Source organism: Spirillospora sp. NPDC052269, assembly GCF_040679435.1.
In the GTDB taxonomy this organism is placed as follows: domain Bacteria; phylum Actinomycetota; class Actinomycetes; order Streptosporangiales; family Streptosporangiaceae; genus Spirillospora.
In genome coordinates, this window is sequence record NZ_JBFAUU010000026.1 from 64,371 (window position 1) to 90,260 (window position 25,890).

General features: G+C 74.0%; 21 protein-coding genes. 15 read left to right on the top strand and 6 right to left on the bottom strand.

Annotated elements, in window-relative coordinates:
• Positions 1 to 225 precede the first annotated feature (225 nt).
• On the top strand, positions 226 to 696 hold the full coding sequence (locus AB0L06_RS39235; protein WP_500236342.1) for an SCP2 sterol-binding domain-containing protein: 471 nt from the start codon (positions 226 to 228) through the stop codon (positions 694 to 696).
• 196 nt (positions 697 to 892) lie between these two features.
• Here the strand turns inward: AB0L06_RS39235 and AB0L06_RS39240 are convergent, their stop codons facing one another.
• On the bottom strand, positions 893 to 1,123 hold the full coding sequence (locus AB0L06_RS39240; protein WP_500236344.1) for a hypothetical protein: 231 nt from the start codon (positions 1,121 to 1,123) through the stop codon (positions 893 to 895).
• A gap of 171 nt (positions 1,124 to 1,294) precedes the next feature.
• The gene (locus AB0L06_RS39245; RefSeq protein WP_500236345.1) at positions 1,295 to 2,221 is read right to left on the bottom strand and encodes a LysR family transcriptional regulator; all 927 of its coding nucleotides are present in this window, start codon (positions 2,219 to 2,221) and stop codon (positions 1,295 to 1,297) included.
• 170 nt (positions 2,222 to 2,391) lie between these two features.
• Between AB0L06_RS39245 and AB0L06_RS39250 the strand changes: the two genes are divergently transcribed.
• Together AB0L06_RS39250 and AB0L06_RS39255 are read left to right on the top strand one after the other, a co-directional pair.
• The gene (locus tag AB0L06_RS39250) at positions 2,392 to 3,726 is read left to right on the top strand and encodes a pyridoxal phosphate-dependent aminotransferase (protein WP_500236347.1); all 1,335 of its coding nucleotides are present in this window, start codon (positions 2,392 to 2,394) and stop codon (positions 3,724 to 3,726) included.
• 227 nt (positions 3,727 to 3,953) lie between these two features.
• On the top strand, positions 3,954 to 4,526 hold the full coding sequence (locus tag AB0L06_RS39255; RefSeq protein ID WP_500236349.1) for a hypothetical protein: 573 nt from the start codon (positions 3,954 to 3,956) through the stop codon (positions 4,524 to 4,526).
• Between the two features lie 166 nt (positions 4,527 to 4,692).
• Here the strand turns inward: AB0L06_RS39255 and AB0L06_RS39260 are convergent, their stop codons facing one another.
• Positions 4,693 to 6,294, bottom strand: a complete 1,602-nt coding sequence (locus AB0L06_RS39260; protein WP_500236351.1) for a Na+/H+ antiporter — start codon at positions 6,292 to 6,294, stop codon at positions 4,693 to 4,695.
• A gap of 219 nt (positions 6,295 to 6,513) precedes the next feature.
• Between AB0L06_RS39260 and AB0L06_RS39265 the strand changes: the two genes are divergently transcribed.
• The 6 genes from AB0L06_RS39265 (at position 6,514) to AB0L06_RS39290 (ending at position 13,123) form a co-directional block, all read left to right on the top strand.
• On the top strand, positions 6,514 to 7,080 hold the full coding sequence (locus AB0L06_RS39265; RefSeq protein ID WP_500236352.1) for a CGNR zinc finger domain-containing protein: 567 nt from the start codon (positions 6,514 to 6,516) through the stop codon (positions 7,078 to 7,080).
• A gap of 211 nt (positions 7,081 to 7,291) precedes the next feature.
• The gene (locus AB0L06_RS39270) at positions 7,292 to 8,329 is read left to right on the top strand and encodes a GDP-mannose 4,6-dehydratase (protein ID WP_500236381.1); all 1,038 of its coding nucleotides are present in this window, start codon (positions 7,292 to 7,294) and stop codon (positions 8,327 to 8,329) included.
• Positions 8,330 to 8,420: 91 nt separating this feature from the next.
• A complete protein-coding gene (locus tag AB0L06_RS39275; protein ID WP_500236354.1) occupies positions 8,421 to 8,684 on the top strand; it encodes a UBP-type zinc finger domain-containing protein in 264 nt (87 codons plus the stop codon).
• Positions 8,684 to 10,264 (top strand): MFS transporter, encoded by a 1,581-nt coding sequence (locus tag AB0L06_RS39280; RefSeq protein ID WP_500236355.1) that lies wholly within the window; start codon positions 8,684 to 8,686, stop codon positions 10,262 to 10,264. Before AB0L06_RS39275 ends, AB0L06_RS39280 begins: the two co-directional genes overlap by 1 nt.
• A gap of 223 nt (positions 10,265 to 10,487) precedes the next feature.
• A complete protein-coding gene (locus AB0L06_RS39285) occupies positions 10,488 to 11,366 on the top strand; it encodes a LysR family transcriptional regulator (protein WP_500236356.1) in 879 nt (292 codons plus the stop codon).
• Between the two features lie 152 nt (positions 11,367 to 11,518).
• Entirely contained in the window at positions 11,519 to 13,123 is a 1,605-nt protein-coding gene (locus tag AB0L06_RS39290) for a Na+/H+ antiporter (protein ID WP_500236357.1), read from the top strand.
• Positions 13,124 to 13,251: 128 nt separating this feature from the next.
• On the opposite strand, the gene AB0L06_RS39295 is transcribed toward AB0L06_RS39290, so the two are convergent.
• Positions 13,252 to 14,172: an Lrp/AsnC family transcriptional regulator gene (locus AB0L06_RS39295; protein WP_500236358.1), complete on the bottom strand. Its 921-nt coding sequence runs from the start codon at positions 14,170 to 14,172 to the stop codon at positions 13,252 to 13,254.
• A gap of 642 nt (positions 14,173 to 14,814) precedes the next feature.
• Here AB0L06_RS39295 and AB0L06_RS39300 point away from each other — a divergent pair.
• The 6 genes from AB0L06_RS39300 to AB0L06_RS39325 all read left to right on the top strand — a co-directional run bounded on the left by AB0L06_RS39300 (position 14,815) and on the right by AB0L06_RS39325 (position 22,640).
• The gene (locus AB0L06_RS39300; protein ID WP_500236360.1) at positions 14,815 to 16,251 is read left to right on the top strand and encodes a GuaB1 family IMP dehydrogenase-related protein; all 1,437 of its coding nucleotides are present in this window, start codon (positions 14,815 to 14,817) and stop codon (positions 16,249 to 16,251) included.
• Positions 16,252 to 16,708: 457 nt separating this feature from the next.
• Positions 16,709 to 18,310: an LCP family protein gene (locus AB0L06_RS39305; RefSeq protein ID WP_500236361.1), complete on the top strand. Its 1,602-nt coding sequence runs from the start codon at positions 16,709 to 16,711 to the stop codon at positions 18,308 to 18,310.
• Positions 18,311 to 18,329: 19 nt separating this feature from the next.
• Positions 18,330 to 18,779, top strand: coding sequence for a hypothetical protein (locus AB0L06_RS39310; RefSeq protein WP_500236363.1), 450 nt, complete (start codon positions 18,330 to 18,332; stop codon positions 18,777 to 18,779).
• A gap of 65 nt (positions 18,780 to 18,844) precedes the next feature.
• Positions 18,845 to 19,906, top strand: a complete 1,062-nt coding sequence (locus AB0L06_RS39315) for an enolase C-terminal domain-like protein (RefSeq protein WP_500236364.1) — start codon at positions 18,845 to 18,847, stop codon at positions 19,904 to 19,906.
• Between the two features lie 95 nt (positions 19,907 to 20,001).
• On the top strand, positions 20,002 to 20,592 hold the full coding sequence (locus tag AB0L06_RS39320) for a P-loop nucleotide/nucleoside kinase family protein (RefSeq protein ID WP_500236383.1): 591 nt from the start codon (positions 20,002 to 20,004) through the stop codon (positions 20,590 to 20,592).
• Between the two features lie 53 nt (positions 20,593 to 20,645).
• A complete protein-coding gene (locus AB0L06_RS39325) occupies positions 20,646 to 22,640 on the top strand; it encodes a histidine kinase (RefSeq protein WP_500236365.1) in 1,995 nt (664 codons plus the stop codon).
• 53 nt (positions 22,641 to 22,693) lie between these two features.
• Here AB0L06_RS39325 and AB0L06_RS39330 read toward each other — a convergent pair whose 3' ends face one another.
• On the bottom strand, positions 22,694 to 23,848 hold the full coding sequence (locus AB0L06_RS39330) for an acyl-CoA dehydrogenase family protein (protein ID WP_500236367.1): 1,155 nt from the start codon (positions 23,846 to 23,848) through the stop codon (positions 22,694 to 22,696).
• On the bottom strand, positions 23,845 to 25,890 hold the full coding sequence (locus AB0L06_RS39335; RefSeq protein ID WP_500236369.1) for an ATP-binding protein: 2,046 nt from the start codon (positions 25,888 to 25,890) through the stop codon (positions 23,845 to 23,847). The genes AB0L06_RS39330 and AB0L06_RS39335 overlap by 4 nt, the downstream gene beginning before the upstream one ends.

Here is a 25,890-nt window from a genome sequence, read left to right on the forward strand (position 1 = left end):
CACGCTCCCGCGCGCCTTGCGACGATCGCCCCGGCGTCGTCCGAGGGCTCGCCCCACGGTACGTGAAGATCCGGGCTGCCCCCGGATCCCGGCGGCGTGGACGGACCGGTCCGGCCGACCCCCTTGACCGTATTGGACTCTTCGTTAACAGTGCTGGAGAGCGTTCCCGCAAGGGGATCCGGCCGGTGGGCGGGTCCCGGCGAGCAGCTTCACCGAGGAGGCGTGATGGACGCGCGGATCCCATCCGAGGCCGGCGACTTCGAGCAGCTGCTGGAGGCGGTGAGCACCCCGGCCGAGCTGCGGGAGCTGCTGAACGCCGACGGCGTCGACGACAAGGTGATCACCGAGTTCGCCCGGGCGGCCGGGGTGGACGGCGTACTCGACCGGATCTTCGGCCTGATGGGCACCCGGTTCGTCCCGGAGAGGGCGGGCGGCGGGTCCGGGACCGTCCAGTGGGACATCGCCACCCCGGACGGCCCGCGCACCTACCACCTGGACATCGCGGATGGCCGGGCGACCGGCGGACGCGGCGCCCCGGCGAAGGCTACGGTCACGCTCGCCATGTCGCTCCCCAACCTGCTCCGGCTCTGCACGGGCGAGCTGAACGGCGTCACCGGCGTGATGTCCGGCAAGATCAAGGTGTCCGGGAACATGATGTTCGGCGCCAAGATGCAGGCCTGGTTCGACTACAGCTAGCGAGGCCCGTCCCTGGCGCTTCCCGCGCCCGGCGAGATCATCGGGCACTTTTCGGGCAGCGGCCCCACTGGCGTCTCGGGGGCCCGAACCCGCGCGGTTCCGGGCCCCCGGGACGCCAAGGCCCCAAGGCGATGCGACCTGCCCCGAGCGGGTCATCGGTGCGCGACGCCCCGACCCCAGGGCGACCCGGGTCCGTTCAGCAGCTGATGAGGAAGGGGTCGCTCGGGGCGCCGGGGCACGGCGCGTTCTGCGGGTCCCAGCCCAGACCCTCGACACCGTCGTAGCCGTAACCGTCGCCGTATCCGTCGCCGTAGCCATAGCCGCCGCCGTACCCGGAGTGCGAGTGGGCCTGGGCCGGGACGGCGGCGAGCAGGACGGCGGTGATCAGCGTCGCCGCCCCCACCGCGAGCGGGGCTATCTTGCGCATGACTGGTCCTCCTTGTGTGCGACTTGGGCTCAGGAGCCCGTTTCACGCCGATACCTACCCGGAAACTTCATAGTGTGATCATCCGATTACGCACCGCGTGATTTCTCGCCGCCCCGCCCCGGCTTCCCCCGTGACCACCGCCGAGACCGAGCCGTCCCGCTTCGACCGCGGCTAGGACTCCGGGAGGGTCGGGCCGGCCTGGCGGGCGGCCGAGTAGAGCGTCCGGAGGGTCACCGCGACGGCGGGGCGGCGGACGCTCGCGGCCCGGGTGACGGCATAGACCTCGCGGGCCAGGGTGCAGTCGGGGATCCGGCGGACGGCGACGCCGCGGTCCCCGGCGGCCAGTGCGAGGGCCGGGACGGCGGTGATCCCGAGGCCGCGCGCCACCAGGCTGAGGATGGTGTGCAGGCCCTCGAACTCCCACGGGACGGGCCCGGTGCCGCCGACCTCGTCCAGCAGGCGGTCCACGGCCTGCCTGGACGGCTCGCCGGGCGGGGCCGCCATCCACGGCTCCTCGCGCAGGGCTCGCAGGTCCACGGGCCGTTCGGGGTCGGACAGCGGGTGGTCGGCCGGGACGACCAGCACGAGCGGGTCGCGGCGCAGCCGGAACACCTCCAGGGACGACGGGGCCTGCTCGGGCAGCGAGCCGGTCCAGTCGTCCACCAGGGCGATGTCCACCTCACCCCCGCGCACCTGGGAGACGCCGTTGCCGAGGCGGGTCTGCCGCAGTACGAAGGTCAGCCCCGGATAGTCGGCGAGACCGTGGGCCAGGGCCGGGGCGAACGCCACGGCGGCGGTCGGGAACGCGGTCACCGCGATCCGGCCCATGGGCGCCTCGGCCTGCGCGGACAGCTCCGCCTCGGCGACCTCGACGAGCCCGAGGATCTCCTCGGCGCGAGCGGCCAGGCGGCGCCCCGCGTCCGTCAGCTCGGCGCTGCGCGCGGTGCGGTCGAGCAGGGGGACGCCCGCCTCGCGCTCCAGCGTGGCGAGCTGCTGGGAGACCGCGGAGGCCGTGTATCCCAGGGCCTCCGCGGTCGCGGCGATGCTGCCGCGGCGGGCGAATTCGGAGAGCAGTTTCAGGCGGCGGACTTCGAGCATAAGGACATCTTATGGTGAGCATCGCCGAGAGGAGCTTGTCATGATGCTCCGAAGCGGCCACCATGAAAAGTGTCCCGGCCGGGTCACCGAAGAGAGTCAGACGTTCACAGAACGCGACCTCGCTTTCCGTCTCTCAGAACACCCCTTTCACTCCTCTTCAGGAGCTCTTGATGCCTGCCCTTAGTCCGTCCACGCTCCGGCCGGTTTCGACCACGCCGCGACCCGTCGCGCTGTCCGCCACGCTCGCCGTCAACGAGGCCCTGGCCCGCCGCGCCCGCGCCGGTCTTCCCGTCCTGCCGCTGGGATTCGGCGAGGCGGGGATCCCGATCCACCCCGCGCTGACGCGGGCCCTGGCCGAGGCCGCGGACCGCGGCGGGTACGGCCCGGTCGCCGGGTCCGACGAGCTGCGCGAGGCCGTCGCCGGTTACTGGACGCGCCGCGGGCTGGCCACCGCTCCGGACCGGATCGTCGCCGGACCGGGCAGCAAGCCCCTGCTGTTCGCGCTGCTGCTGGCGCTGGGCGGCGCGGTGGCGGTGCCCGCGCCGAGCTGGGTGTCGTACGCCGCGCAGGTCCGGCTCCTGGACGCCGACCCCGTGCTGATCGCCACACCCCCCGGCGAGGGCGGGGTGCCGAGCCCGGCGCTGCTCGCCGACGCCTGCGTCCGCGCCCGCGCCGCCGGACGTCCGCTGCGTGCGGTCGTGGTGACCCTCCCGGACAACCCGACCGGCACGCTGGCCTCCGCTGGAACGGTCCAGAAGCTGTGCGAGGTGGCCCGCGACAACGACCTGGTGATCATCTCGGACGAGATCTACCGCGACCTGCTGCACGACCCGGCGCAGACGGTGCCGAGCCCGGCCCTGTGGGCGCCCGAGCGGACGGTCGTCTCCACCGCGCTGAGCAAGAACCTCGCCGCGGGCGGCTGGCGCCTCGGCGTCGTCCGGCTCCCGGAGGGCCCGTTCGGCGCGGAGCTGCGCGACTCGCTCGTCGGCATCGCCAGCGAGATCTGGTCGAGCGCGCCCGCGCCCGTCCAGCACGCCGCCGCCTTCGCGTTCGGCGAGCCGCCGGAGCTGGTCGAGCACATCGACCTGAGCCGCCGCCTGCACGCCTCGGTGGTGCGCGCGGTCGCCGACCGGTTCACCGCCGCCGGGGCCAGGGTGCCGCGGCCGCGCGGCGGCTTCTACCTCTACCCGGACCTCGAGCCGCTGCGCGACCGGCTGCGCGCCGACCACGGCGTGACCACCGGGGCCGGGCTGACCGGACTGCTGCTGGACCGCTACGGACTCGGCGTCCTGCCCGGTTCGGCCTTCGGTGACGCCCCGGACGCACTCCGGATGCGCGTCGCGCCGAGCCTGCTCTACGGCGCGGACGACCAGCACCGGCTCGCCGCCCTGGAATCGGCCGACCCGGCGTCGCTGCCGTGGATCGCGACCGCGCTCGACCGGCTGTCGGAGGTGCTCTCCGACCTCACCCGCGACGCCCTCGAACCGCTCTCCGAAGTGTGCTGAAGGGTTACTGACCAGATCCGGACCGTCCACCGCCGGGGACCACCGGCCCATCCCGCCGCCATCACGGGATGGGCCGGTTTCCGGTGGTGTAATCTGCGTCGTCGCGTGGGGCAATCGCCGATAAGCACCCAAGTGCGGTTCCAAGCACGGTCGTGCCGCGATTGCCCGGGGTAGATACCAGAACCACTGCGATGTCACGGATGTGATCAATGGAGGCGGGGCACGCCATGAGGCATGCACGGGACGGCGCGGCTGCCGCGATGAACGCCGCGTCCCGAGTGCTCGTCGCCCGAGGCAAGAGCGAGCCGCAAGAGGTGGAGAACCCCGACGTCGCCTGGGGGCAGCGCGCGCGGGACGGGGTGTGGGTTCCCACCAAGGACGGCCAGCGCATCCACATCGGCGTCGACCTCACGGCCGCCGACACCGTCCCGCAGGTGCTGCGGCCCACGCTGCGGGTGTTCGTCGGCGTCGACGTCGACACCGACCTGGTGGCGCAGACCACCGCGCACGGCGTCCGGCTGCTGACGGTCATCCACGGCCCGAACGCGCCGGTGGAGTTCCGGTTCCCGATCTCGCTGGCCGACGGCCTGGCGCTCGAGGGGATGCCGTCCGGCGGCTACGACGTGGTGCACCTGCGCTACGGCGCGACGGTGGGCCGCTTCTACAACCCGTGGGCGGGCGACTCGATGTTCCGCCAGATCAAGGCCGACTACGTGCTGGACGGCCAGTCCATCACGATGCGGGTGCAGCACGAGGGCGCGACCTACCCGGTCATCGCCGACCCCAGCTACGCCCGCTGACCCCGACGCCGGCGCGCTCCCCGCCGGCGCTCTCCGGTCGCCCCCACGGCGCCTCCGGTCGCCCCACGGCAGCACCGCTCACCCCCCACCGGCCCCCGGCTCGTGCCTCAACAGCCCGTCCTCGCCGGTCGAGCGCATCCGCGGCCTCGCGCACTCTCCGGGCCCGTCAGCTGTTGGGACGGCGCAGGGAGATCGGTTCGGCGAAGTCGAGCTCGCTCCCCACCTGACGCAGCGTCCCGGCGCCGATCTTCCCCTTGCGGTAGAGCGTGTCCAGCTTGGCGCGCTGCGCCCGGACCAGCTCGGCCCGCACCCGCAGGCTTCCGGGTGGCTCGCCCCGGTCCTCGCGGAACTCCTCACCGCCGTCGTCCTCCTCGAGTTCCTCGAGGAAGTAGTCGACGCGCTCCAGCCGCAGTTCGAGCATCTGCCGGAACGCGTCGGCGGTCTTCTCGTCCACGTCCTCGGCCTCGGCCATCTCGTCCAGCCGGGCGAGCGCGGCGTTGGCCGCGGCCTTCCGGGCGGTCATCGACTCGCGGCGCCGCCGGTCGGTCTCGACCAGCCCGAACCGGCGCAGCAGCAGCGGCAGCAGCGGGGCCTGCCCGACCAGGGTGACGAGCACCACCAGGGCCGTCAGCAGGACGTGCAGCTCGCGGTCGCCGCCCACGGCGTTGGGCAGCGACAGCGCGATCGCGAGCGAGATCGCGCCGCGCATCCCGGAGAACCCGATGACCAGGCGCTCCCGCCAGCCCATCCCCTCCTGGCTGACCCGGCCGCCGGGCAGCAGGTCGGCGAGCGGCCTGTTGCCGAGCTCCCACACGACCCGGATGCCGATGACCACGGCCGACAACGCCAGGCCGAGCCACGCCACCTCCCACCAGGACCGTCCGCCGGCCTGGTGCAGCAGATGGCGGATCTCCAGGCCGAGCAGGACGAACAACGCGGACTCCAGCAGGAACGTCACGATCCGCCAGAACATCGTGCCCAGCAGCCGGGAGGCGGGCTGCAGCAGGCCCTCGCCGCGGGTGCCGAGGTAGAACCCGGCGACGACGGCGGCGAGCACCCCGGACGCGCCGAGGCCCTCCGCCGGGATGTAGGCCAGGTACGGGGTGGCGAGCGACACGATGATCTGGCTGCTCGGGTCGGAGATCCACCGCCGGACGCGGCGCACCACCAGCCCGACGACCAGGCCGTAACCGACGCCGCCGACCACCACCTGGACGAGCCGGACCATCCCGTGGCCGACCGTGAACGGCGCGCTGACGGCCTCCACGGCGAGCCCGAAGACGGTCAGGGCGACGCCGTCGTTGATCAGGCTCTCGCCCTCCAGGATGGTCGTCAGCCGGGGCGGCGCCCCGACCCGCTGCATCACCGAGGTCGCGGCGACCGCGTCGGTGGGCGCGACGGCCGCGCCGAGCGCGACGGCGGCGGCCCAGCCGGTGCCGGGAAGCGCCCAGAACACGACCCCGGCGACGGCGACCGTGGTGACCAGGGTGAGCCCGACCGCCAGCGCGAAGATCGGGAAGGCGTTGGCGCGGGTCTCCCTGGGGGCCGAGAAGAACGCCGCGTGGTACACCAGCGGCGGGAGGAATCCGAGCAGCACCAGGTGCGGCGAGACCGAGACGGACGGCAGGCCGGGCATGAACCCGGCGGCGATCCCGAGCACCACCAGGAGGATCGCGTCCGGCACCCCGAGCTTGTGGGCCAGCGCGCGGGCCAGCAGCACCACGACGGCCACGACCAGCAGCACGACGAACAGGCGGTCCTCCCCCACGAGGTGATCGTTTCCCGTTCGCCGGTCGGAGTATGCGGAATGCGGACAGGCCCGATGGCCGGGAAAAGGACGGGTCGCAACGGCGGGATGACCGGGATGGGGCGGATCGCCGCCCGGGCGGACTAGGGTGAGACCGCGTCGCGCTCCCCCACGGCCCGGTCCGCGCCTGCCGTGGCGACGCGACGGACCGCCCCCTCGGTCTCCGAGACTGGAGTGACCGTGATCTTCACCCATGACACCGAGCACGCCCTGTCGACCGTGGTCGACCTGGTCAACACCGCGCCCGCGGCGTCCGGCGAGGAGGGCCTGCCCGACCTCGCCGCGCTGAACGGGCTGCTCGAGCGGAACCAGACCAGCGACGTGTCCGCGCTGGCCGAACGGGATCTGGAGGTCGTGCGCGGCCTGCGGGACCGGTTCCACGCGGTGTTCCTCGCCGCGGACGACCCGCCCTCCGCCGTGGCGCTGGTGAACGAGGTCCTCGGCGGGGTGCGCACCACCCCGCACCTGACCGACCACGACAGCTACCACTGGCACATGCACTACTTCGAGCCGGGCGCGCCGCTCGGCGAGCACCTGGCGGCCGACTGCGGGATGGCCCTGGCCTTCGTGGTCGCCGCCGGGGAGCTGGACCGGCTGCGGACCTGCGAGGCGCCCGACTGCGGCCGGGTGCTGGTCGACCTGTCCCGCAACCGCTGCCGCCGGTACTGCGACAGCCGCACCTGCGGCAACCGCATGCACGTGGCGGCCTACCGGGCCCGCAGGCGGGACGCCCAGACCCCCGCGTGACCGGCCGGGTCTCCCGGACCGGCACAAAGCCGATCATGTCCTTCACGGTCACCGCCCGGGTCCCGTCCCGGGCCCGGTCCCGGGCGACCGGGCCCCCGCCTAGGCGAACACCCCGCGAGGTCGCTAATCTCGTGGACCAGAATCTCGTTCATCTCCCGGCCCAGGCCGCAGGATGGGCCCCGCGAACCACTAGGAAGCCTTGGAGGAACCCCTGTCCAGGCGCGCACTGATCACCGGCATCACCGGTCAGGACGGCTCGTACCTCGCCGAGCACCTGCTCGCCGAGGGCTACGAGGTCTGGGGACTGGTGCGCGGGCAGGCCAACCCGCACGTCGCCCGGCTGCGCAAGCACGTCGGGGACGTCCAGATCACCACGGGCGACCTGCTCGACCAGGGCAGCCTGATCTCCGCCGTGGAGCGGGTGCAGCCCGACGAGGTGTACAACCTCGGCGCGATCTCCTACGTCCCGATGTCGTGGCAGCAGGCCGAGCTGACCGCCGAGGTCACCGGCATGGGCGTGCTACGCGTCCTGGAGGCGATCCGGGTGGTGTCGGGGATCGGCGGCTCGCGCACGCCGTCCCGGGACGAGCAGATCCGGTTCTACCAGGCGTCCTCGTCGGAGATGTTCGGCATGGTCCGGGAGACCCCGCAGAACGAGCGGACCCCGTTCCACCCGCGCAGCCCCTACGGCGTCGCGAAGACCTACGGGCACTACATCACCCAGAACTACCGCGAGTCGTACGGGATGTTCGCGGTCAGCGGCATCCTGTTCAACCACGAGTCGCCGCGCCGCGGCGCGGAGTTCGTCACCCGCAAGGTGACGCTCGGCGCGGCCCGGATCAAGCTGGGCCTGGCGTCCGAGCTGCGCCTGGGCAACCTGGAGGCGCGCCGCGACTGGGGCTTCGCGGGCGACTACGCGCGGGCGATGCGGATGATGCTGACGCAGGAGACGCCCGAGGACTACGTGATCGGCACCGGCAAGACCCAGTCGGTGCGCGACCTGGTCGACTTCGCGTTCCGCACCGCCGGGCTGAACTGGGAGGACCACGTCGTCCTGGACGACCGGTACACCCGTCCGGCCGAGGTGGACCTGCTGTGCGCCGACCCGAAGAAGGCCCGCTCGCAGCTCGGCTGGGAGCCTGCGGTGACCTTCGAGGAGCTGGTCACGATGATGGTCGAGTCGGACCTGCGGCTGCTGGCCGGATCCGCCCGTCCCGAGGACGAGCCCTTCAGCCCCGACCACTGGTGACACCCGCCCCGCTTCGGTGCCCGGCGGCGCCGGGCACCGGGTGGATCACCTCGACGTGACCGTGGTCCGGTCGGCATGCGACGATCGGACCATGAGCGTTTGTGAACACGTGTCCCAGCTGCCCGTGCCCGAGCCGGCCCCCCGCACGCCCGAGGGCTGCCAGGAGTGCCTGCAGGACGGCACCCGGTGGGTCCACCTGCGGCTGTGCCTGGAATGCGGGCATGTGGGCTGCTGCGACTCCTCCCCTCAGCGACACGCGAGCGCGCACGGCGCCGAGGAGAAGCACCCGGTGATCCGGTCCTTCGAGCCGGGCGAGGACTGGCGCTGGTGTTTCGTGGACGAGCAGATCGTCTGATGACCGAGGTCCGGCTGTCGGAGGCGCGGGGCCGCTGGATCCTGCTCGCGACCGTGCTCGGCTCGGGGGTGGCGTCGCTGGACGCCACGGTCGTCAACGTGGCGCTGCCGAAGCTCGCCAGCGACCTGTCGGCCTCGATGGCCGACCTCCAGTGGACCGTCAACGCCTACACCCTCACCCTCGCCGGGCTGATCCTGCTCGGCGGGTCGCTCGGCGACCGGTTCGGCCGCCGCCGGGTGTTCGTGATCGGCGTGATCTGGTTCGCGACGGCGTCGGTGCTGTGCGGGGCCGCGCCGGACGTCGGGACGCTGATCGCCGCGCGGGCGCTGCAGGGCGTCGGCGGGGCGCTGCTGACCCCCGGCTCGCTGGCGATCATCCAGGCGTCGTTCGTGAAGGACGACCGGCCGCGCGCGGTCGGCGCGTGGTCCGGGCTGTCCGGGGTGGCGGGCGCGGTCGGCCCGTTCGCGGGCGGCTGGCTGGTGGAGGCCGCGGGCTGGCGGTGGGTGTTCCTGCTGAACGCGCCGCTCGCGGTGATCGTGGTGGTGGTGGCGCTGCGGCACGTCCCGGAGAGCCGCGACCCCGAGGCGACCGGGCGGTTCGACTTCGCGGGCGCCGCGCTGGCGGCGCTGACGCTCGCGGGGACGACGTACGCGCTCACGGAGGCCCCGAACGGCGCGGGAAGCGGGGTCGTCGTCGCCGGGGTCGTCGGGGTCGGCAGCGCGGCCGGGTTCGTCCTGGTGGAGCGGTGGCTCGGACGCGGCAACGGGGACGGGAGGCGGCCGAAGCCGATGCTGCCGCTGACGATGTTCGCCAACCGGGAGTTCTCCGCGGTCAACGCCGTCACCTTCCTCGTGTACGGCGGGATGGGCGTGATGTTCTTCCTGTTCGTCCTGAACCTGCAGGTCGTCTCCGGGTTCACGCCGATCGCGGCGGGCACGGCGCTGCTGCCGGTGACCGCCCTGATGCTGCTGCTGTCCTCGCGGGCGGGAGCGCTCGCGCAGCGGATCGGCCCGCGACGTCCGATGACGGTCGGCCTGGTGCTCGCCGCGGCCGGGATGGTGCTGGTGTCGCGGGTCGGGCAGCACGCGTCCTACTGGAAGGACGTGCTGCCCGGCGTGGTGGTGTTCGGCCTCGGACTGGCCGCGATGGTCGCTCCGCTCACCGCGACGGTGCTGGCGAGCGCGGACGAACGGCACGCGGGGATCGCGAGCGGCGTGAACAACGCGGTGGCGCGCGCGGCGGGCCTGCTGGCGGTCGCGGCGATCCCGCCGCTGGCCGGCCTCACCGGGAACGCCCTGCGCGATCCCGCCAAGTTCGCGACCGGGTTCCGCGAGGCGATGCTCGTCTGCTCGGGGCTGCTGCTCGCCGGAGCCGTCCTGACCCTGTTCACCGTCCGGGACGACGTGCTGCGGACCGCGCCTCCGGCGCAGCAGGAGCCGGAGTGCCGGATGCACTGCGCGGTCGGCGCGCCGCCGCTGGAGCCGGAACGGTCCGCGGTCCCGTCAGCCGCCGCGGCCGACCCCGGACCCGCTGCGGCCTCCGGAGGCCCTGCCGCCCCGACGGACACGGGCGGCGGCTGACAGGCGCGCCCATCGGCCGCCGCCCACGGGCGCCGGCCGATGGGCGCCTGGGGCGGCTGACGGCGCTCGTGACGGCCGCGGGCGCCGGAGGCCGATGATGCGCCCGGGTGGCGACTGACCGATTCGTCCGGGATGTCGTCACCCTCGGTGGCGGCGGCGCGAATCTCGGGCCGATTCCGGCTATGTCCAGGACCGGATCAGTTCGTTGTCATACGGTGCGAGCATGAATCTGCGGCAGCTGCGCTATGTCGTGGCGACCGCCGACCACGGCACCATGACGTCGGCGGCCCAGGCGCTCTACGTGGCCCAGCCCGCGCTGTCCCGGGCCGTCCGGGAGCTGGAGCGCGAGCTCGGCGTGGAGCTGTTCGCCCGGTCCGGACGCGGCGTGGTCCTGACGGCGGCGGGCGAGCAGGTGGTCCGGCACGCGCGGGTCGCGCTGTCGGCCGTCGAGGCGATCGAGGGGCTCTCGGCGGGCGGCGCGGGCGGCCGCGGCGCGGACCTGAGGATCGCCACCACCCTGTCCCTGGAACCCGAGCTGACCGGGCGGCTCATCCCCCGGTTCGCCCGCGACCAGCCCGCCGTCCGGGTCCGGGTGGTGCGCTGCCCGGGCGCGGCGCACGCGGCGGCGGCGCTCCGGCAGGGCCGCGCCGACCTCGCCCTGACCGACCTGCCCGTCCCCGGCGACCTGGTCGCCCACCCGGTGGACCAGCGGGAGGTCGTGCTGGTGTCGCCGCCGACCCTGAAGCTGCGCGAGCCCGTCCCGACGTCCGCGCTGAACGGGATGAAGCTGATCCTGCCCGGGCGCGGCACCGCGCCGCGCGCCGAGATCGACACGATGCTCGAGCGGGTCGGCGCGTCCCCGGTCGCGGCGGTGGAGTCGGAGGAGCGCGGCGCGTGGATCGGCTGCGTCCGCGCGGGCATGGGCTCGCTGCTCTGGTACCGCAACCAGCTGGACGACACCGACGGCCTCGCGGTCCGGTCGTTCATGCCGCCACTGACCCGGCTGGTCGGGATCGTCCACGCGCACCGGCAGCTGCCCTCGGCCGCCCGGGACTTCCTCGCCTTCGCCAAGGACAACCCCCGCACCGTCCACCACCCCTGAGAAGGACGGTCCACGCGCCGTCCACCGCCCGTGAGCCGGGTGGTCCACGCGCCGTCCACCGCCCGTGAGCCGGGTGGTCCACGGGCCGTCCACCGCCGCTGACCTGCCCGCCGACGGATCGGGCACGTCCGGTGGCGTGCCATGATCTGGAGGTGGAGACGAAGCACGCCCTCTGGCTGCTGGCGGTGCCGGTGGTCGCCCTCGCCGTAGCGGCCCTGGCCCGACGCACCCGGATCGCCGCCCCCCTCGCCCTGGTGATCGCCGGCCTGGTCTGTTCCTACCTGCCCGGCGTGCCGGACTTCGAGCTCAATCCCGACTTCGTGCTCTACGTGTTCCTGCCGCCGCTGCTGTTCTCGGCGGCCTGGCAGAGCAGCATGGTCGACCTGCGCGCCAACCTGCGCCCGATCGCGTTCCTGTCGATCGGGCTGGTGCTGTTCACCACCCTGGCCGTCGGCTGGGCCGTCCACCTGGTGGTGCCGGGGCTGCCGCTCCCGGTCGCGCTGGTGCTCGGCGCGATCGTCGCGCCGCCGGACGCGGTCGCGGCGGTGAGCGTCGCGCAGCGGCTCGGGCTGCCCCGCCGCACGGTGACGATCCTGGTCGGGGAGAGCCTGTTCAACGACGCGACCGCGCTGACCGCGTTCCGGGTCGCGGTCGCCGCCGCCACCGGAGCGGGCTTCACCTGGCTGGACGGCGCGGGGCGGTTCGCCTACGCGGCGATCGCGGGCACGCTCATCGGGCTGGTGCTCGGCCCGCCGCTGCACTGGCTGCGGACGCGCCTGAACGACCCGCTGGTGGAGAACGCGGTCGCCGTCCTGGCCCCCTACGCCGCGTACCTGACGGCCGAGTCGGTGCACGCCTCCGGCGTGATCGCGGTGGTCGTCAGCGGGCTCTACCTGGGGCACCGCTTCACCGAGTCCCCGGCGATCACCCGGCTCATCGGGCACTCGTTCTGGAAGATCGTGGTGTTCCTGCTGGAGTCGGTGGTGTTCCTGCTCATCGGGCTCCAGCTGCCGCCCGTCCTGGACGCGGTGTCGAACCGGTCCTGGGGGAGCCTGGCGTGGTGGGCGGTGGTGACGTTCGCCGCGACGGTCGTCGCCCGGTTCGTGTGGGTGTTCGCGGCGTCCTACCTGCCGGCGCGGCTCGGGCTCATACGCGCGCCCGCCGACGGGGGCGATCCCGACTGGCGCGGCCACGTGGTGGTCGGCTGGGCCGGGATGCGCGGGGTGGTGTCACTCGCGGCGGCGTTCGCGATCCCGTTCACGACCCGGTCCGGCGCGCTGTTCCCCGACCGCGACCTCGTGCTGTTCCTGACCTTCACGACCGTCCTGGCGACGCTGCTGGTGCAGGGGCTGACCTTCCCGGCGCTGATCCGGATGCTCCGGATCGGCGGCTCGGAGCGCGAGACCTACGCCGACACCGTGGCGGAGGCGGGGGCGCAGCACGCGGCGGCGTCGGCGGCGATCAGCCGCCTGGACGAGCTGGCGGCGACCGAGGACCTCGACGAGGACGTGGTGGAGCGGCTGCGGCACATGGCCGAGCACCGGCAGCTGCGGGCCTGGGAGCGGCTGGGCGGCGGAACGGGCCCGGAGGGCGCCGAGGTGCCCAGCGTGACGTACCGGCGGCTGAGGCGCGAGATGCTCGCCGCGGAGCGCACCACGTTCATCAGGATGCGCGACGAGCGGCGGCTGGAGGACGCGGTCCTGACCCGCATCCTGCACGAGCTCGACCTCGAGGAGGCGGCCCTCCAGCGCGACTGACCGGCGTTCTCAGGGGAACGGGGTCTCAGGAGGTCGGCGGGGGTGGACGAGCCGTCCCGGACATGACGTCCGGGACGGAACGGTGTGTCCCTTACGGCCAGCGGGACGGGACGGGGAGTCCGAACGACTCAGGCGGGGCCGGCGCCGTTCGGGGGTTTGTCCGGCAGTTCGACGGCATAGGACTCCTTGACCACGTCGAGGTGGTGCCAGGACTCCCGGACCGTCGCGCCCGGAATGGCCCGGACGGCGTCCAGGACCTCGACCAGCTCGGCCCGCGACGACGCCTCGGCCTGGCCGACGATGTCGTAGCGGCCGAACCCGGTGGCCAGGTACCGCACGCCCTCCAGCTCGGCGACCGCCTCCGCGACCCGGCGCAGCGGTCCGGTCACCAGCAGCCCGAACCCGCCGAGCTCGGCGGCGCCGAGCGCTAGCGGGTCGGCCAGGCCGGTGACCTGGATGACGCCGGACCGCATCAGCCGGACGACGCGGGCGCGGGTTGCCGCCTGCGAGAGTCCGATGATGTCGGCGAGCCGGGTGTAGGGGGCACGGCCGTCGCGCTGCAGTTCCTGCAGCAACCGCCAGTCGATGTCGTCCAGGGCGATCCGGTCGAGGGTCCGGACCACGGCGTGCGCGTCCCGGACGGTGGCGACCGTGCGGAACACCTCGGTCGCCTCCACTCCGGGCACCGAGCGGATGTGGTCCACCTCGGCGGCGAGCGCCGCGTCGTCCCGGGTGCGGACCTGGGCGACCAGGTCGTGCGGCCCGGCCGTCAGCGCCGTGAACCCGACGGCCGGCCGCTCGGCGACCGCGAGGGCCACCTCCCGGGCCGGACCCGACACCGTGATCGACACGTGGCCGACCGCCTCCGCCCCGACCACGGCCGAGTGCACGACGCCCACGACCCGGACCACTCCGGTCTCGAGCAGGCTCTGCACCCGTGCCCGCACGGCCGTGCGGGAAAGCCCCACCCGGTCGGCGAGCGCCTGGAAGGTCGCCCTGCCATCCCGCTGGAGCTCGCGGACGAGTACGGCGTCGACCGCATCCAGCACGGCTGTCCTCCTTCGCGATGCGATGAAACTTTTTGTCGGAACTGCAAGATCATTCCATTTCACGGCGGTCCGCCGTCAAATATTGATCTTGCTCGTGTTCGTCGGTCCCGGCGGCCGTCGAAGCGTCGGCGTATGACCCGGACGGCGACGAATACGGGGCGGGGCACGGGCGCACGGCAACGCAACGCGTCCCGGCGCACCGCGCGAGGGGGCCCGGGGGCGGATCGCCGCGCGCGGGCGTGGCGATCGTCACTCCCGCCCGGCGGCGGGCAGGCCGGACCTGGGCCACGAGCGTCACCGACATGCGCCACTCCCGGCCTTCCGCTGCGACGCCTCCTGCGGGGACCGGCCGTCCGCGCGAGGCTATGTAAGAAAAGTGCATCGAGTGCGCAAGAACGTCAAGAGGTGACTTCACGGAGAGCAAAGTCGAGCAAGGCCCCGGTCAAGGGTGCGTAGGCGCTGGTCGGAACGGATTCCAGGGGGCTCACCCGGCCCCTCGGATGATCACCTCCCGGCCAGGGTTTCGTCACCGTCCGAGAGCCCGTCGTCCTGTTTGTGAGCTTGGTTCGCTCATGACCGGGTATGGCGCACAATGGACGGTGGCCCAGCCACTCAGAACCACGATTGGTGTGTAGAAGAGCCGTGCGCCTGCTGAACGGTGAGCGACCCGCTCACGACCTCACCTACAACGACGTCTTCATGGTCCCGCGCCGCTCGTCGGTCGGGTCCCGGCTCGAGGTGGACCTGTCGACCGCGGACGGCAGCGGGACGACCGTCCCGCTGGTCGTGGCGAACATGACGGCCGTGTCGGGCCGCCGGATGGCCGAGACGATCGCCCGCCGGGGCGGCCTCGCGGTCATCCCGCAGGACATCCCGGTGGACGTGGTGGCCGAGGTGATCTCCTGGGTGAAGGGCCGCGACCTGGTCGTGGACACCCCGATCACGCTGTCCCCCACCGAGACCGCCGGAGAGGCCCTCGCGCTGCTGCCCAAGCGGGCGCACGGCGCGGTGGTCGTGGTCGAGGACGGCCGTCCGGTCGGCGTGGTGACCGAGGCCGACTGCCAGGGCGTCGACCGGTTCGCCAACCTGCGCGACATCATGTCCAGCGACCTGGTGACGATCCCGGCGGGCCTGGACCCGCGCGAGGCGTTCGAGCGGCTGCACGCCCGCGGCCACCGGCTCGCCCCGGTGGTGGACGGCGACGGCCGCCTGGTCGGCGTGCTGACCCGCACCGGCGCGCTGCGCGCCACCCTCTACGACCCGGCCGTGGACGCGTCCGGACGGCTGCGGGTCGCGGCGGCGGTCGGCGTGAACGGCGACGTCGCGGGCAAGGCCAAGGCGCTGCTGGAGGCCGGGGCCGACCTGCTCGTCGTGGACACCGCGCACGGCCACCAGGACAAGATGATCAGCGCGCTGCGCGCGGTGCGCGGGCTCGACCCGCAGGTCCCGGTCGCCGCGGGCAACGTGGTCACCGCCGACGGCACCCGCGACCTGATCGAGGCGGGCGCGGACATCGTGAAGGTCGGCGTCGGCCCGGGCGCGATGTGCACGACCCGGATGATGACCGGCGTGGGCCGCCCGCAGTTCTCCGCCGTCCTGGAGTGCGCCGCCGAGGCGCGCCGCCTGGGCCGCCACGTCTGGGCGGACGGCGGCGTCCGGCACCCGCGCGACGTGGCCCTGGCGCTCGCCGCCGGCGCGTCCAACGTGATGGTCGGCTCCTGGTTCGCCGGGACCTACGAGTCCCCCGGCGACCTGCAGCGCGCCGCGGACGGACGGCAGTACAAGGAGAGCTTCGGCATGGCGTCCGCGCGGGCCGTCCGGCTGCGCACCGCCGAGGACTCGGCATTCGACCGGGCCCGCAAGGCGCTGTTCGAGGAGGGCATCTCCACCTCCCGGATGTTCCTGGACCCGCAGCGTCCCGGCGTGGAGGACCTCGTCGACTCGATCATCGCGGGCCTGCGCAGCTCCTGCACCTACGCGGGCGCGCGGACGCTGGAGGAGTTCCACGAGAACGCGGTCGTGGGCGTCCAGTCGTCCTCGGGCTACGCCGAGGGCATGCCGCTCGCCACCTCCTGGTAGCCCGCCCGCGCAAGGCTTCCCGCCGCCGGGCTCTCCGACATCCACCGATGTCGGAGAGCCCGGCGGTTCCGCGTTCACGGGCTCACGGGCTCACGGCGCGGGCGTTTCGGAGCCTGGAGCGTGGGCATTCGAGGGTTCGGGGCTCGCGCGGCGCATCGTTTCCGGGATTGTGCGACACGCCGGGGGCAATCCGCGCCGCCGTGCCCGCTGAGCTGCACCCTTTCTCCTCGGGGACGGAGATCCCCGGTCTCCGGAGTGCCGACACGTGATCAAAATTCGGGCACGACCTCGCTCTCGGAGGCGCGCGACGACCGCAAAGTGCCTATTGTGGGCATGAGTTGCACGTGACGAAGTACTGCTCGTATTCGGACGACTACTCCCGCAACCTCTGCCCGGTTTTGCGCGTCCTGAATGTTGTTCAGTGCCTGATTTGAGCGCGTAGGGAAGTGGAGCGTCCATGACGAGTCGACCGGCGTGGCGACGCCGCCGGACCACGGAGCCGGACGCGGAGGCGGGCCCGGCCCCGGACGGGGCGGCGGAGCAGCCCGAGCCCGGCGACGAGGGAGGACTCCCCCGCGCGCTGGGACTCACCCTGGCGTCGGCGGCGGTCTGGGGCGTGGCCCACATCTGCACGGGCCGCCGGAAGACGGGCACGGCGCTGGTCGTGCTGTTCGTGGCGCTCCTGGCCACGCTGGTCACCTGGTACCTGGTCTACCGGCCGGACCTGCTGCACCTGGCGGTGCGGCCGGACCTGCTCCGGACCGCCGTGGGCGGCATGCTGCTGGTCGGCCTGGCCTGGCTGTGCGTGATCATCCGCTCGTACCAGATCACCCGTCCGGCCGGGTTGTCCGTCCCGATGCAGGCGGTCGGCGGGGTCACGGTCGCGGTGCTGTGCTTCGCCGTGGCCGTCCCGGTGTCCTGGGCCGCGCACACCACCTACGTGGCGCGTTCCACGCTCACCAGCATCTTCCACGCGGGCGGCACCAACGGCGCCAAGCAGATCGACACCAAGGACCCGTGGGACGGGCAGTCCCGGGTGAACGTGCTGCTGCTCGGCAGCGACTCGGCCTACGACCGCGAGGGCACCCGCACCGACTCGATGACGGTCGCCAGCGTCGACACCCGCACCGGCGAGACCGTCCTGCTGGGCGTCCCGCGGAACCTGGAGCACTTCCAGATGCCGCCCGGCCCGGCCCGCGACCGCTTCCCCGACGGCTTCACCGGGGACGGCCCGCAGACGCCCGGCCTGCTCAACGAGGTCTTCCAGTACGCCGAGGACCACCCGGAGATGGTGCCGGGGGCGCCCCCGCGCCACCGCGGCCCGACGCTGCTGAAGAGCACCATCGAGGGCATCCTCCACCAGCGCATCGACTACTACATCATGGTCGACATGTTCGGCTTCGCCGCCATCGTGGACGCGGTGGGCGGCGTCAAGGTCAAGATCACCCAGCCGATCCCGTACGGCCGGGACGGCGGGGTGCTCCAGCCCGGCGAGCGCACCCTGCACGGCAAGGAGGCGCTCTGGTACGGGCGCTCCCGCAACGACAGCGACGACTACGCCCGGATGGGCCGGCAGAAGTGCCTGCTGCGGTCGATCGCCCGGCAGGCCGACCCGGCCACCGTGCTGACCCGGTTCGACAAGCTGGCCGCGGCGACCAAGCGGGCGATCTCCACCGACATCCCGCAGGAGCTGCTGCCCTCGCTGGTGAAGCTGTCGGAGAAGGTCAAGGACGGCGCGCAGGTCAGCACGCTGGCCTTCGTCCCGCCGCTGATCTACACCGGGAACCCGGACTTCGCGCTGATCCGGCGGCTGGCGGCGAAGGCGATGAACCCGTCGCCGTCGCCCTCCCCCTCGGCCTCGGGGTCCTCCTCGCCGTCCGGCGCGGCGTCCCCCGCCGGCTCGGCTTCGCCGACCGGGTCCGGGTCGCCGTCGAGCTCACCGTCCGGCACGCCTTCGTCGACGCCCTCCGGGGACGGGTCGTCCGGCAACGGCGGTCCGGGCCCGTCCGGCTCGGACCGGGCCAAGCCGATCTCGCTCGACTCGCTCTGCCCGTCCTGATTCGGGGAACACTGCAGGTGTGAAGGCGGCGCACCGCCTCCGGCGGGTCGTGAACTGGGTGAACCTGTCGACGCCGCTCGGGCTGCTCCTGGCCCGGGCCGGCACCCGGCCCCGCGCGATCCCGGCACGGGGCCCCGAGGGGCTGCTGCTGGCGGGCGGCTACCGGCTGCCGCTGCCGGCGGCGCCCGCGTTCACGATGGGCAACATGATCCTGACCCGCGGGGACGTGACGGAACTGACCGGCGATCCGCCGCTGCTGGCACACGAGGCGCGGCACGCGACGCAGTACGCCTGGTGCCTGGGCCCGCTGATGCTGGTGCCGTACCTGGCGTGCGCGGGCGCGTCGCTCGTGTGGTCCGGGGATCCGGCGAGCTACAACCCGTTCGAGCGGCTGGCGGGGCTCGCGGACGGCGGATACGTGCGCCGTCCCCCGCGTCCGGTGTTCCGGTGGCTGTCCGGCGGCCGGTGACCGCCGCGCGCCCGGCAGGGTGGATCATGGTGGGGACGGTTCGACGAGCGTGAGGACGAGTACGGGTGCCCCAGATCGAGGGATGTGAGACCTTCCGGGTCGCGATGCCGCGGGCCCGGCGGCCGGAGAGCATCCTGGTCCGACTGACCGGCGCGGACGGCACGGTGGGCTGGGGCGAGGTCGCGGTGCCCGAGGAGGCGGCGGGCGCGGGCCCGGCGTGGGCCGACATCGCCGAGCGGATGGCGCCGGCGCTGATCGGGCTGCCGTGGGAGCGTCCGGAGGACGTCTCGGCGGTCGCCGAGCTCGGCACCAGCGGCGCCGCGGCCGCGGTGGACACCGCGTGCTGGGACCTGTGGTGCCGGGGCCGGGGCGAGCCCCTCTCCCACGCCCTCGGCGGCACCCGCACCTCGATCGTGACCGCCGCGCGGATCTCGCCCGAGCCCGTCCTGGACACGGTGGTGGGACGGGTGAACCGGGCGATCGGCGCGGGCCACACCCGGGTGACGGTGGAGATCCGTCCGGGCTGGGACGTGGAGCCGATCCGGGAGGTCCGGGCGGCGTACCCGGCGCTGGCGCTGGTGGCCGACGCCCGGCACGGCTACACCGAGTCGTCCGCGCACCTGGACGCCCTCTCCGCGCTCGACGGCTACGACGTCACGGCGGTCGAACGCCCGTTCGCCGCCGGCGACCTCGCCGCGCACGCCCGCCTGCAGGACCGGGTGGAGTCGGCGGTCGCGCCGGAGATCGGCGACCTGGACACCCTGGAGGCCGCGATCGGCCTCGGCGCGGGCCGGGCGCTGAACCTGCGGATCGGCCGGTTCGGCGGGCTGACCGCGGCGCGGGCGGCGCACGACCTGGCGTACGCGTCGGGCTGGGACGTGTGGTGCACCGGGGCGGGCGCGTTCGGGATCGGGCAGGCGGCCGCGGTGGCGCTGGCGTCCCTGCCGGGCGTGACGCTGCCGAGCGAGGTGACCGACCCGGCGGGCGGCCCGGTGTTCGTGACGCCGCCGGTCCGCTCGTCCGGCGGGGTGGTCGGCGTGCCGCTCACGCAGGCGGGCCTGGGCCACCGGATCGACGAGGACGCGATCGCCCGCCTGGCCCGCGAGCGCCTCCGCATCCCCGCATGACCGGCGCCCCGGCCGGCGGCACGGACGACGAGTCGACCCGCGACGCGGACGGCCGCATGATCGGCGACGCGCCCACCGGCCCGGACAGCCGCATGATGGGCGGCACGACCCGTAGGGCGGGCGGTGGTCCGGCGACGGTGTGGGTGGTGGCGGGGCCGCCGGGCGGGGGCAAGACCACGGTGGCGGACCTGCTGCTCGCGCGGCTGCGCCCGGTCCCGGCGCTGCTGGACAAGGACACGCTCTACGGCCCGTTCGTCGCGGCGACGCTCGCGGTGGCCGGGCGTGATCCGGGCGAGCGCGAGGGCCCCTGGTACGACGAGCACGTGAAGGCGCACGAGTACGAAGGGCTGACCGCGACGGCGCGGGAGATCCGCTCGCACGGCTGCCCGGTGCTGCTCAGCGGCCCGTTCACCGGCCACGTCCGCTCGCCGGAGCGCTGGGAGGCCTGGGTGGACGAGCTGGGCGGCCCGCCCGTCCGGCTGGTGTGGATCAGGTCGGACGCGCCGACGCTGCGGCACCGCCTGGAGGCGCGCGGGCTCGAGCGCGACGCGGGCAAGCTGGCCGCGTTCCGCGCGTTCACCGCCCGGATGCGTCCGGAGGAGCCGCCGCCCGTGCCGCACGTCGAGGTCGACAACCGGCTCGGCGCGCCCGTGCCGCTCGCCGATCAGATCGCGCACATCACCTGACCAGGCACGATTCGGCGGCTCGGGCGGGCGGTGACAAACGCTAGGGTCGGTCTGTGACAATTCGGGGGAATCTCACACTGGGCGGAGGCACGCCGGGGACCGGTCCACGGGGGTGGCCGAACCTCGCCGACATCGGGGTGCCGTTGCTGCTCGTCCCGCTGCAGCTCGGCCTCGCCGCGACGATGTCGCTGTCGGACGACTTCCTGGTGCCCCGCGACCGGTTCGGGTGGGTCGCGCTGGTCCTGGTGACCCTGCTGCTGGACACCGCCCTGGTCTTCCGGCGCGTCCGGCCGATGACCGTGATCGCCGCGGTCGTCCTCGGCGGCAACGCGACCCTGATCCTGATCCACGCCCAGGAGGTGCCGACGACGGACATCGCGCTGTGGGTCGCGGTGTTCTCGCTGGCGGCGCACAGCGACCGGTGGCGGGCCGTCGGCGGCTGCGCGGCGGCCTACCTCGTGCACGAGGCGGCGACGGCGCTGCGGGCCGACGGCCTCGGCGACTGGACGCTGGACGCCTCGGTCGACGCCCTGCTCCTCCTGGCGCTCACGGCGCTCGGCCAGCTGCGGCGGCAGCGCCGGGCGCGGCGGGCCGAGCTCACCGCGCAGCTCGAGGCGGCCGAGCAGGAGCACCACGCCGCCGCCGGGGCCGAGCGCGAGCGGCTGGCCCGCGATCTGCACGACGTGGCGGGCCACCACCTGAGCGCGGTCATCGTGCACAGCGGCGCGGTGGCGGCGATCCCGGACCCGGAGCTGGCCGTCCGGGCGCTGGAGACCGCCGCCGACACCGGACGCGACGTCCTCGCGGCCCTGGCCCGCCTGGTGGACGAGGTCGAGCCGCACGGGCAGGCGGGCGAGGGCCTCCCCGCGCTGCTGCCGCCGCTGTGCGAGGGGATCCGCCGGCTCGGGACGCCGGTCGCGCTGGACGTGGAGGGCCGGGCACGCAGACTTCCGCCGCAGGTGGTGACGGCGGCGTACCGGATCGTCCAGGAGTCGCTGACGAACGCGATGCGGTACGCGTCCGGGGCGTCCGTGGAGGTCGCCGTCCGGTACCTGCCGGGCGCGGTGGAGGTCGCCGTCGGCAACGGCGTCCCCGAGGTCGACGGGTACGTGCCGCCGCTCGGCACCGGCCGCGGCATCGCCGGGATGCGGTCCCGGGCCGTGGCGCTCGGCGGGACGCTGGAGGCGGGCCCGACCGAGGTCGGCGGCTGGAAGGTCCGGGCCGCGCTGCCCACGGGCACCCCGGACGGCCGCAGGCACGGCTGGCCCGACGTCGTGGACGGCATCCTGATCGCCCAGTCGGTGCTGCTGCCCGGGCTGATCGCTTTCGTCCCGCCGGAACCGGTGCTGCCCGGCTGGGGGCTCTGGTCGGGCGCGCTGCTGGTCGTGGCGTTCCTGGTGCGGGCGCTGCCGCTGTGGTGGCGGCGCCACGCGCCCTACGCCGTCCTGGCCTGGACGACCGGTTTCGACGTCGTCTGGTCCTGCACGGCCGGGACGACCCGGGCCGCCATGACGGGCCTGCTGCTGGTCGGCGGGACGACCCTGATCGGCGCCGTGTACGCGGTCGCCGCCTACTCCCGGCGGGGCGTCCCGACCTGGCCCGCGCCGTTCGTCGCGGCGCTCGCCTGGGCGGCGACGGTCGGCGCCGGGTTCGCCCGGCTGAAGGGGGCCTCGGCGCTGCCGTCCAGCCTCCTCATCGGCTACGGCCTCGGGCTGGCGTTCTTCCTGCCCGCGTGGATCATCGGCAAGGCCGTGGTGACCCGCGGGCGCCGCTGGGAGCACGCGGCGCTGGAGACCATGGCGGCCCGCGCGGGCGCGGCCGTCACCGCGGAGCGGCACCGCGTCACGCAGGGGCTGCGCGGCACCGTCCTGGACCGGACGGCCCGGTTCGTCCGGGTGGCGGAGGACGCCCTCGCCGACCCGGACGCCGACCGCTCCGCCGCGCTCACCGAGGTCGCCGAGCACGCGCGCGCCGCCCTCACGGACATGCGCGCGCTGCTGGACGCCCTCCGCCCGGGCCCGGACGCCGCCGAGCCGGCACCGTCCTAGCCGGCACCGTCCTGGCCGGCACCGTCCTGGCCGGCACCGTCCGAGCGGGCCGGTCAGTAGGACTTGGGCAGCCCCAGGGAGTGCTGCGCGACGAAGTTGAGGATCATCTCGCGGCTGACCGGGGCGATGCGCATGAGCCGGACGACCCCGGCGAGCATCCCGACGCCGTACTCGGTGGTGAGGCCGTTGCCGCCGTGCGTCTGGATGGCCGTGTCCACGCAGTGGACCGCGGCCTCGGCGGTGGCGTACTTGGCCATGTTCGCGGCCTCGCCCGCGCCCATGTCGTCGCCCTCGTCGTACAGCCAGGCGGCCTTCTGCGCCATGAGCCGGGCGAGTTCCAGCTCGATCTTGGCCTGTGCGAGGGGGTGCGCGAGGCCCTGGTGCGCGCCGATCGGCGTCTTGAACACCTGCCGTTCCCTGGCGTACGTCGTCGCCTTGCCGAGGGCGAGGCGGCCGATGCCCGCGCCCATCGCGGACGCCATGATCCGCTCGGGGTTGAGCCCGGCGAACAGCTGGAGCAGCCCGCCGTCCTCGTCGCCGACCAGCGCCTCGTAGGGCAGCCGGACGTCGTCCAGGTGGCAGATGAACTGCTTCTCCGGCGAGATGATCTCCATCTCGATCGGGGTGTGGGTGAAGCCGGGCGCGTCCGTCGGGACGATGAACAGCGACGGCCGCAGGTTGCCCTTCTGGTCCTCCGTGCGGCTGACGAACAGGACGGCGTCGGCCTCGTCCACGCCGGAGATGAAGGTCTTCTGGCCGGACAGGACCCAGCCGTCGCCGTCCCGGCGCGCCGTCGTGGTGATCCTGTGCGAGTTGGACCCGGCGTCCGGCTCGGTGATCGCGAACGCCATCTTCACCGAGCCGTCGGCGAACCTCGGCAGCCAGTGCTTCTTCTGCCCCTCGGTGCCGGACCGGGCGATGATCGTGGCGCAGATCGCCGGGGACACCACCATCAGCAGCAGCGGGCACCCGGCGGCGGCGAGCTCCTCGCAGACGGCCGCGAGGTCGCCGATGCCGCCGCCCCCGCCGCCGTACTCCTCCGGCACGTTCACGCCGAGGTAGCCGAGCCGTCCGGCCTCGGCCCACAGCTCGTCGGTCTTCTCCCCTGCCTTGGCCTTGCGGACGTAGTAGTCCGACCCGTACTTGGCGCCCAGCTCGGCGACCGCTTCGCGCAGCGCGCGGCGCTCCTCGGACTCGATGAAGCTCACTTGTCGGGGGTCCCTTCGGAGATCACGGCGGGCTCGGGGGTCGCAGCGGGATCGGGAGTCGCGGCGGGCTCAGGGGTCGCCGCGGGTTCGGGGATCGGAGCAGGCTCGGAGATCACGGCGAGGACCGATCCGGCCTCGACCTGCTGTCCCCGCGTCACGTTCAGGGCGGTCACGGTCCCGGCGGCGGGCGCGGCGATCCGGTGCTCCATCTTCATCGCCTCGAGGATGAGCAGCGTCTGGCCGTCGGTGACGCCCGCCCCCTCCTCGACCTCGACGCGGACGACGGTGCCGGGCATGGGCGCGAGCAGCGATCCGGGCGCGACGAGGTCGCTCGGGTCGGCGAAGCGCGGCTCGGGCGTCAGCGCCACGGGGCCGAGCGCGGAGTCGACGAAGACGCGTCCGCCCACCGCACGCACGTCGAAGGCGTACCGGACGCCGTCGACGTCCAGGACGACCCGCTCAGGCGACGCGTCGACCAGGGCCACACCGTCCTCGGCCAGCAGGCCGTCGCGCGTGAGCCGGTACTCGACCTCGATCCCGCCGTCGTACGTCCTGCGCTGCGGCTGGGACGGGACGTTCCGCCACCCCGACGGCAACCCGCCCAGGACGCGGGCGTCTGCCCGGTTCCCGGCGGCATCGGCGAGCGCGGCGGCCAGCGCGGAGAGCCTCACCGCACGCCCGTCCGCCAAGGGCTCGGCGAGCGTCGCCAGGCCGATCTCGTCCAGGTAGCCGGTGTGGGTGTCCCCGGCGAGGAAGGCCTTCTCCCCGAGCACCCGAACGAGCAGGTCCCGGTTCGTCGTGACGCCGTGCAGGCGGGCCGCGGACAGCGCCTTGCGGAGCCTGCGCGCGGCGGCGGCGCGGGTCGGCGCGTGCGCGATGACCTTCGCGAGCATCGAGTCGTAGTGGACGCCGACCTCGCCGCCCGTCTCGTACCCGGCGTCCAGGCGCAGCCCGCCGCCGTCCCCGGGCACGTCGAACCGGGTGTCCACGTCCGGGACGTCGAAGGCGTGCAGGACACCGCTGGCGGGACGCCAGTCCAGCGCCGGGTCCTCGGCGTACAGCCGGACCTCGATCGCGTGGCCGCGCGGCGCGGGCGGGTCGTCCGGCAGCCGGGCGCCCTCGGCGATCTCCAGCTGCAGCCGGACCAGGTCCAGCCCGTACACGCACTCGGTCACCGGATGCTCGACCTGCAGCCGCGTGTTGACCTCGAGGAAGAAGAACCGGCCGTCCGGCGCGAGCATGAACTCGACCGTGCCCGCCCCGACGTACGCGATCGCCTTGGCCGCGTTCACCGCCGCCGCGCACAGCTCCGCGCGCAGCGCGGGCGTCACCGCCGGGGACGGCGCCTCCTCGATGATCTTCTGGTGCCGGCGCTGGATCGAGCACTCCCGCTCCCCCAGCGCCCAGACCGTCCCGTGCGCGTCCGCGAGGATCTGCACCTCGATGTGCCGGGCGCGCTCGAGCAGCGGCTCGCAGAACACCGTGGGGTCGCCGAACGCCGACGCCGCCTCGCGTCCGGCCGCCGCGACCTGCTCGTCCAGCTCGGCCGCGTCGCGGACGACCCGCATGCCGCGTCCGCCGCCGCCCGCCGACGCCTTCACCAGGATCGGCAGGTCCGCCTCGGTCACCTCGGCCGGGTCGAACTCGGGCAGCACCGGGACCCCGGCCGCCGCCATCAGCCGCTTCGCCTCGATCTTGGAGCCCATCGCCGCGACCGCCTCGGGCGGCGGCCCGACCCACGTCAGCCCCGCCGCGAGGACGGCCCGCGCGAAGTCCGCGTTCTCCGACAGGAAGCCGTACCCGGGGTGGACGGCGTCCGCGCCCGTCGCCTTCGCCGCCTCGATGATCCTCCCGGCGCGCAGGTAGGTGTCGGACGGCGCGTCCCCCGGCAACCGGACGGCCGCGTCGGCCTCGCCGACGTGCGGGGCGCCGGAGTCGGCGTCGGAGAACACCGCCACGGTCGCGACGCCCAGGTCGCGGCAGGTGCGGAAGACGCGGCGGGCGATCTCGCCGCGGTTGGCCACCAGCAGTTTCTCGATCAT

What these genes read in the sequence shown, in the direction of transcription:
- AB0L06_RS39275 (WP_500236354.1), top strand. Translation starts at nt 8,421, where the DNA reads ATGAGCGTTTGTGAACACGTGTCCCAGCTGCCCGTGCCCGAGCCGGCC.
- AB0L06_RS39250 (WP_500236347.1), top strand. Translation starts at nt 2,392, where the DNA reads ATGCCTGCCCTTAGTCCGTCCACGCTCCGGCCGGTTTCGACCACGCCG.
- AB0L06_RS39335 (WP_500236369.1), bottom strand. Translation starts at nt 25,890, where the DNA reads ATGATCGAGAAACTGCTGGTGGCCAACCGCGGCGAGATCGCCCGCCGC.
- AB0L06_RS39285 (WP_500236356.1), top strand. Translation starts at nt 10,488, where the DNA reads ATGAATCTGCGGCAGCTGCGCTATGTCGTGGCGACCGCCGACCACGGC.
- AB0L06_RS39245 (WP_500236345.1), bottom strand. Translation starts at nt 2,221, where the DNA reads ATGCTCGAAGTCCGCCGCCTGAAACTGCTCTCCGAATTCGCCCGCCGC.
- AB0L06_RS39280 (WP_500236355.1), top strand. Translation starts at nt 8,684, where the DNA reads ATGACCGAGGTCCGGCTGTCGGAGGCGCGGGGCCGCTGGATCCTGCTC.
- AB0L06_RS39240 (WP_500236344.1), bottom strand. Translation starts at nt 1,123, where the DNA reads ATGCGCAAGATAGCCCCGCTCGCGGTGGGGGCGGCGACGCTGATCACC.
- AB0L06_RS39320 (WP_500236383.1), top strand. Translation starts at nt 20,002, where the DNA reads ATGGGCGGCACGACCCGTAGGGCGGGCGGTGGTCCGGCGACGGTGTGG.
- AB0L06_RS39305 (WP_500236361.1), top strand. Translation starts at nt 16,709, where the DNA reads ATGACGAGTCGACCGGCGTGGCGACGCCGCCGGACCACGGAGCCGGAC.
- AB0L06_RS39235 (WP_500236342.1), top strand. Translation starts at nt 226, where the DNA reads ATGGACGCGCGGATCCCATCCGAGGCCGGCGACTTCGAGCAGCTGCTG.
- AB0L06_RS39255 (WP_500236349.1), top strand. Translation starts at nt 3,954, where the DNA reads ATGAGGCATGCACGGGACGGCGCGGCTGCCGCGATGAACGCCGCGTCC.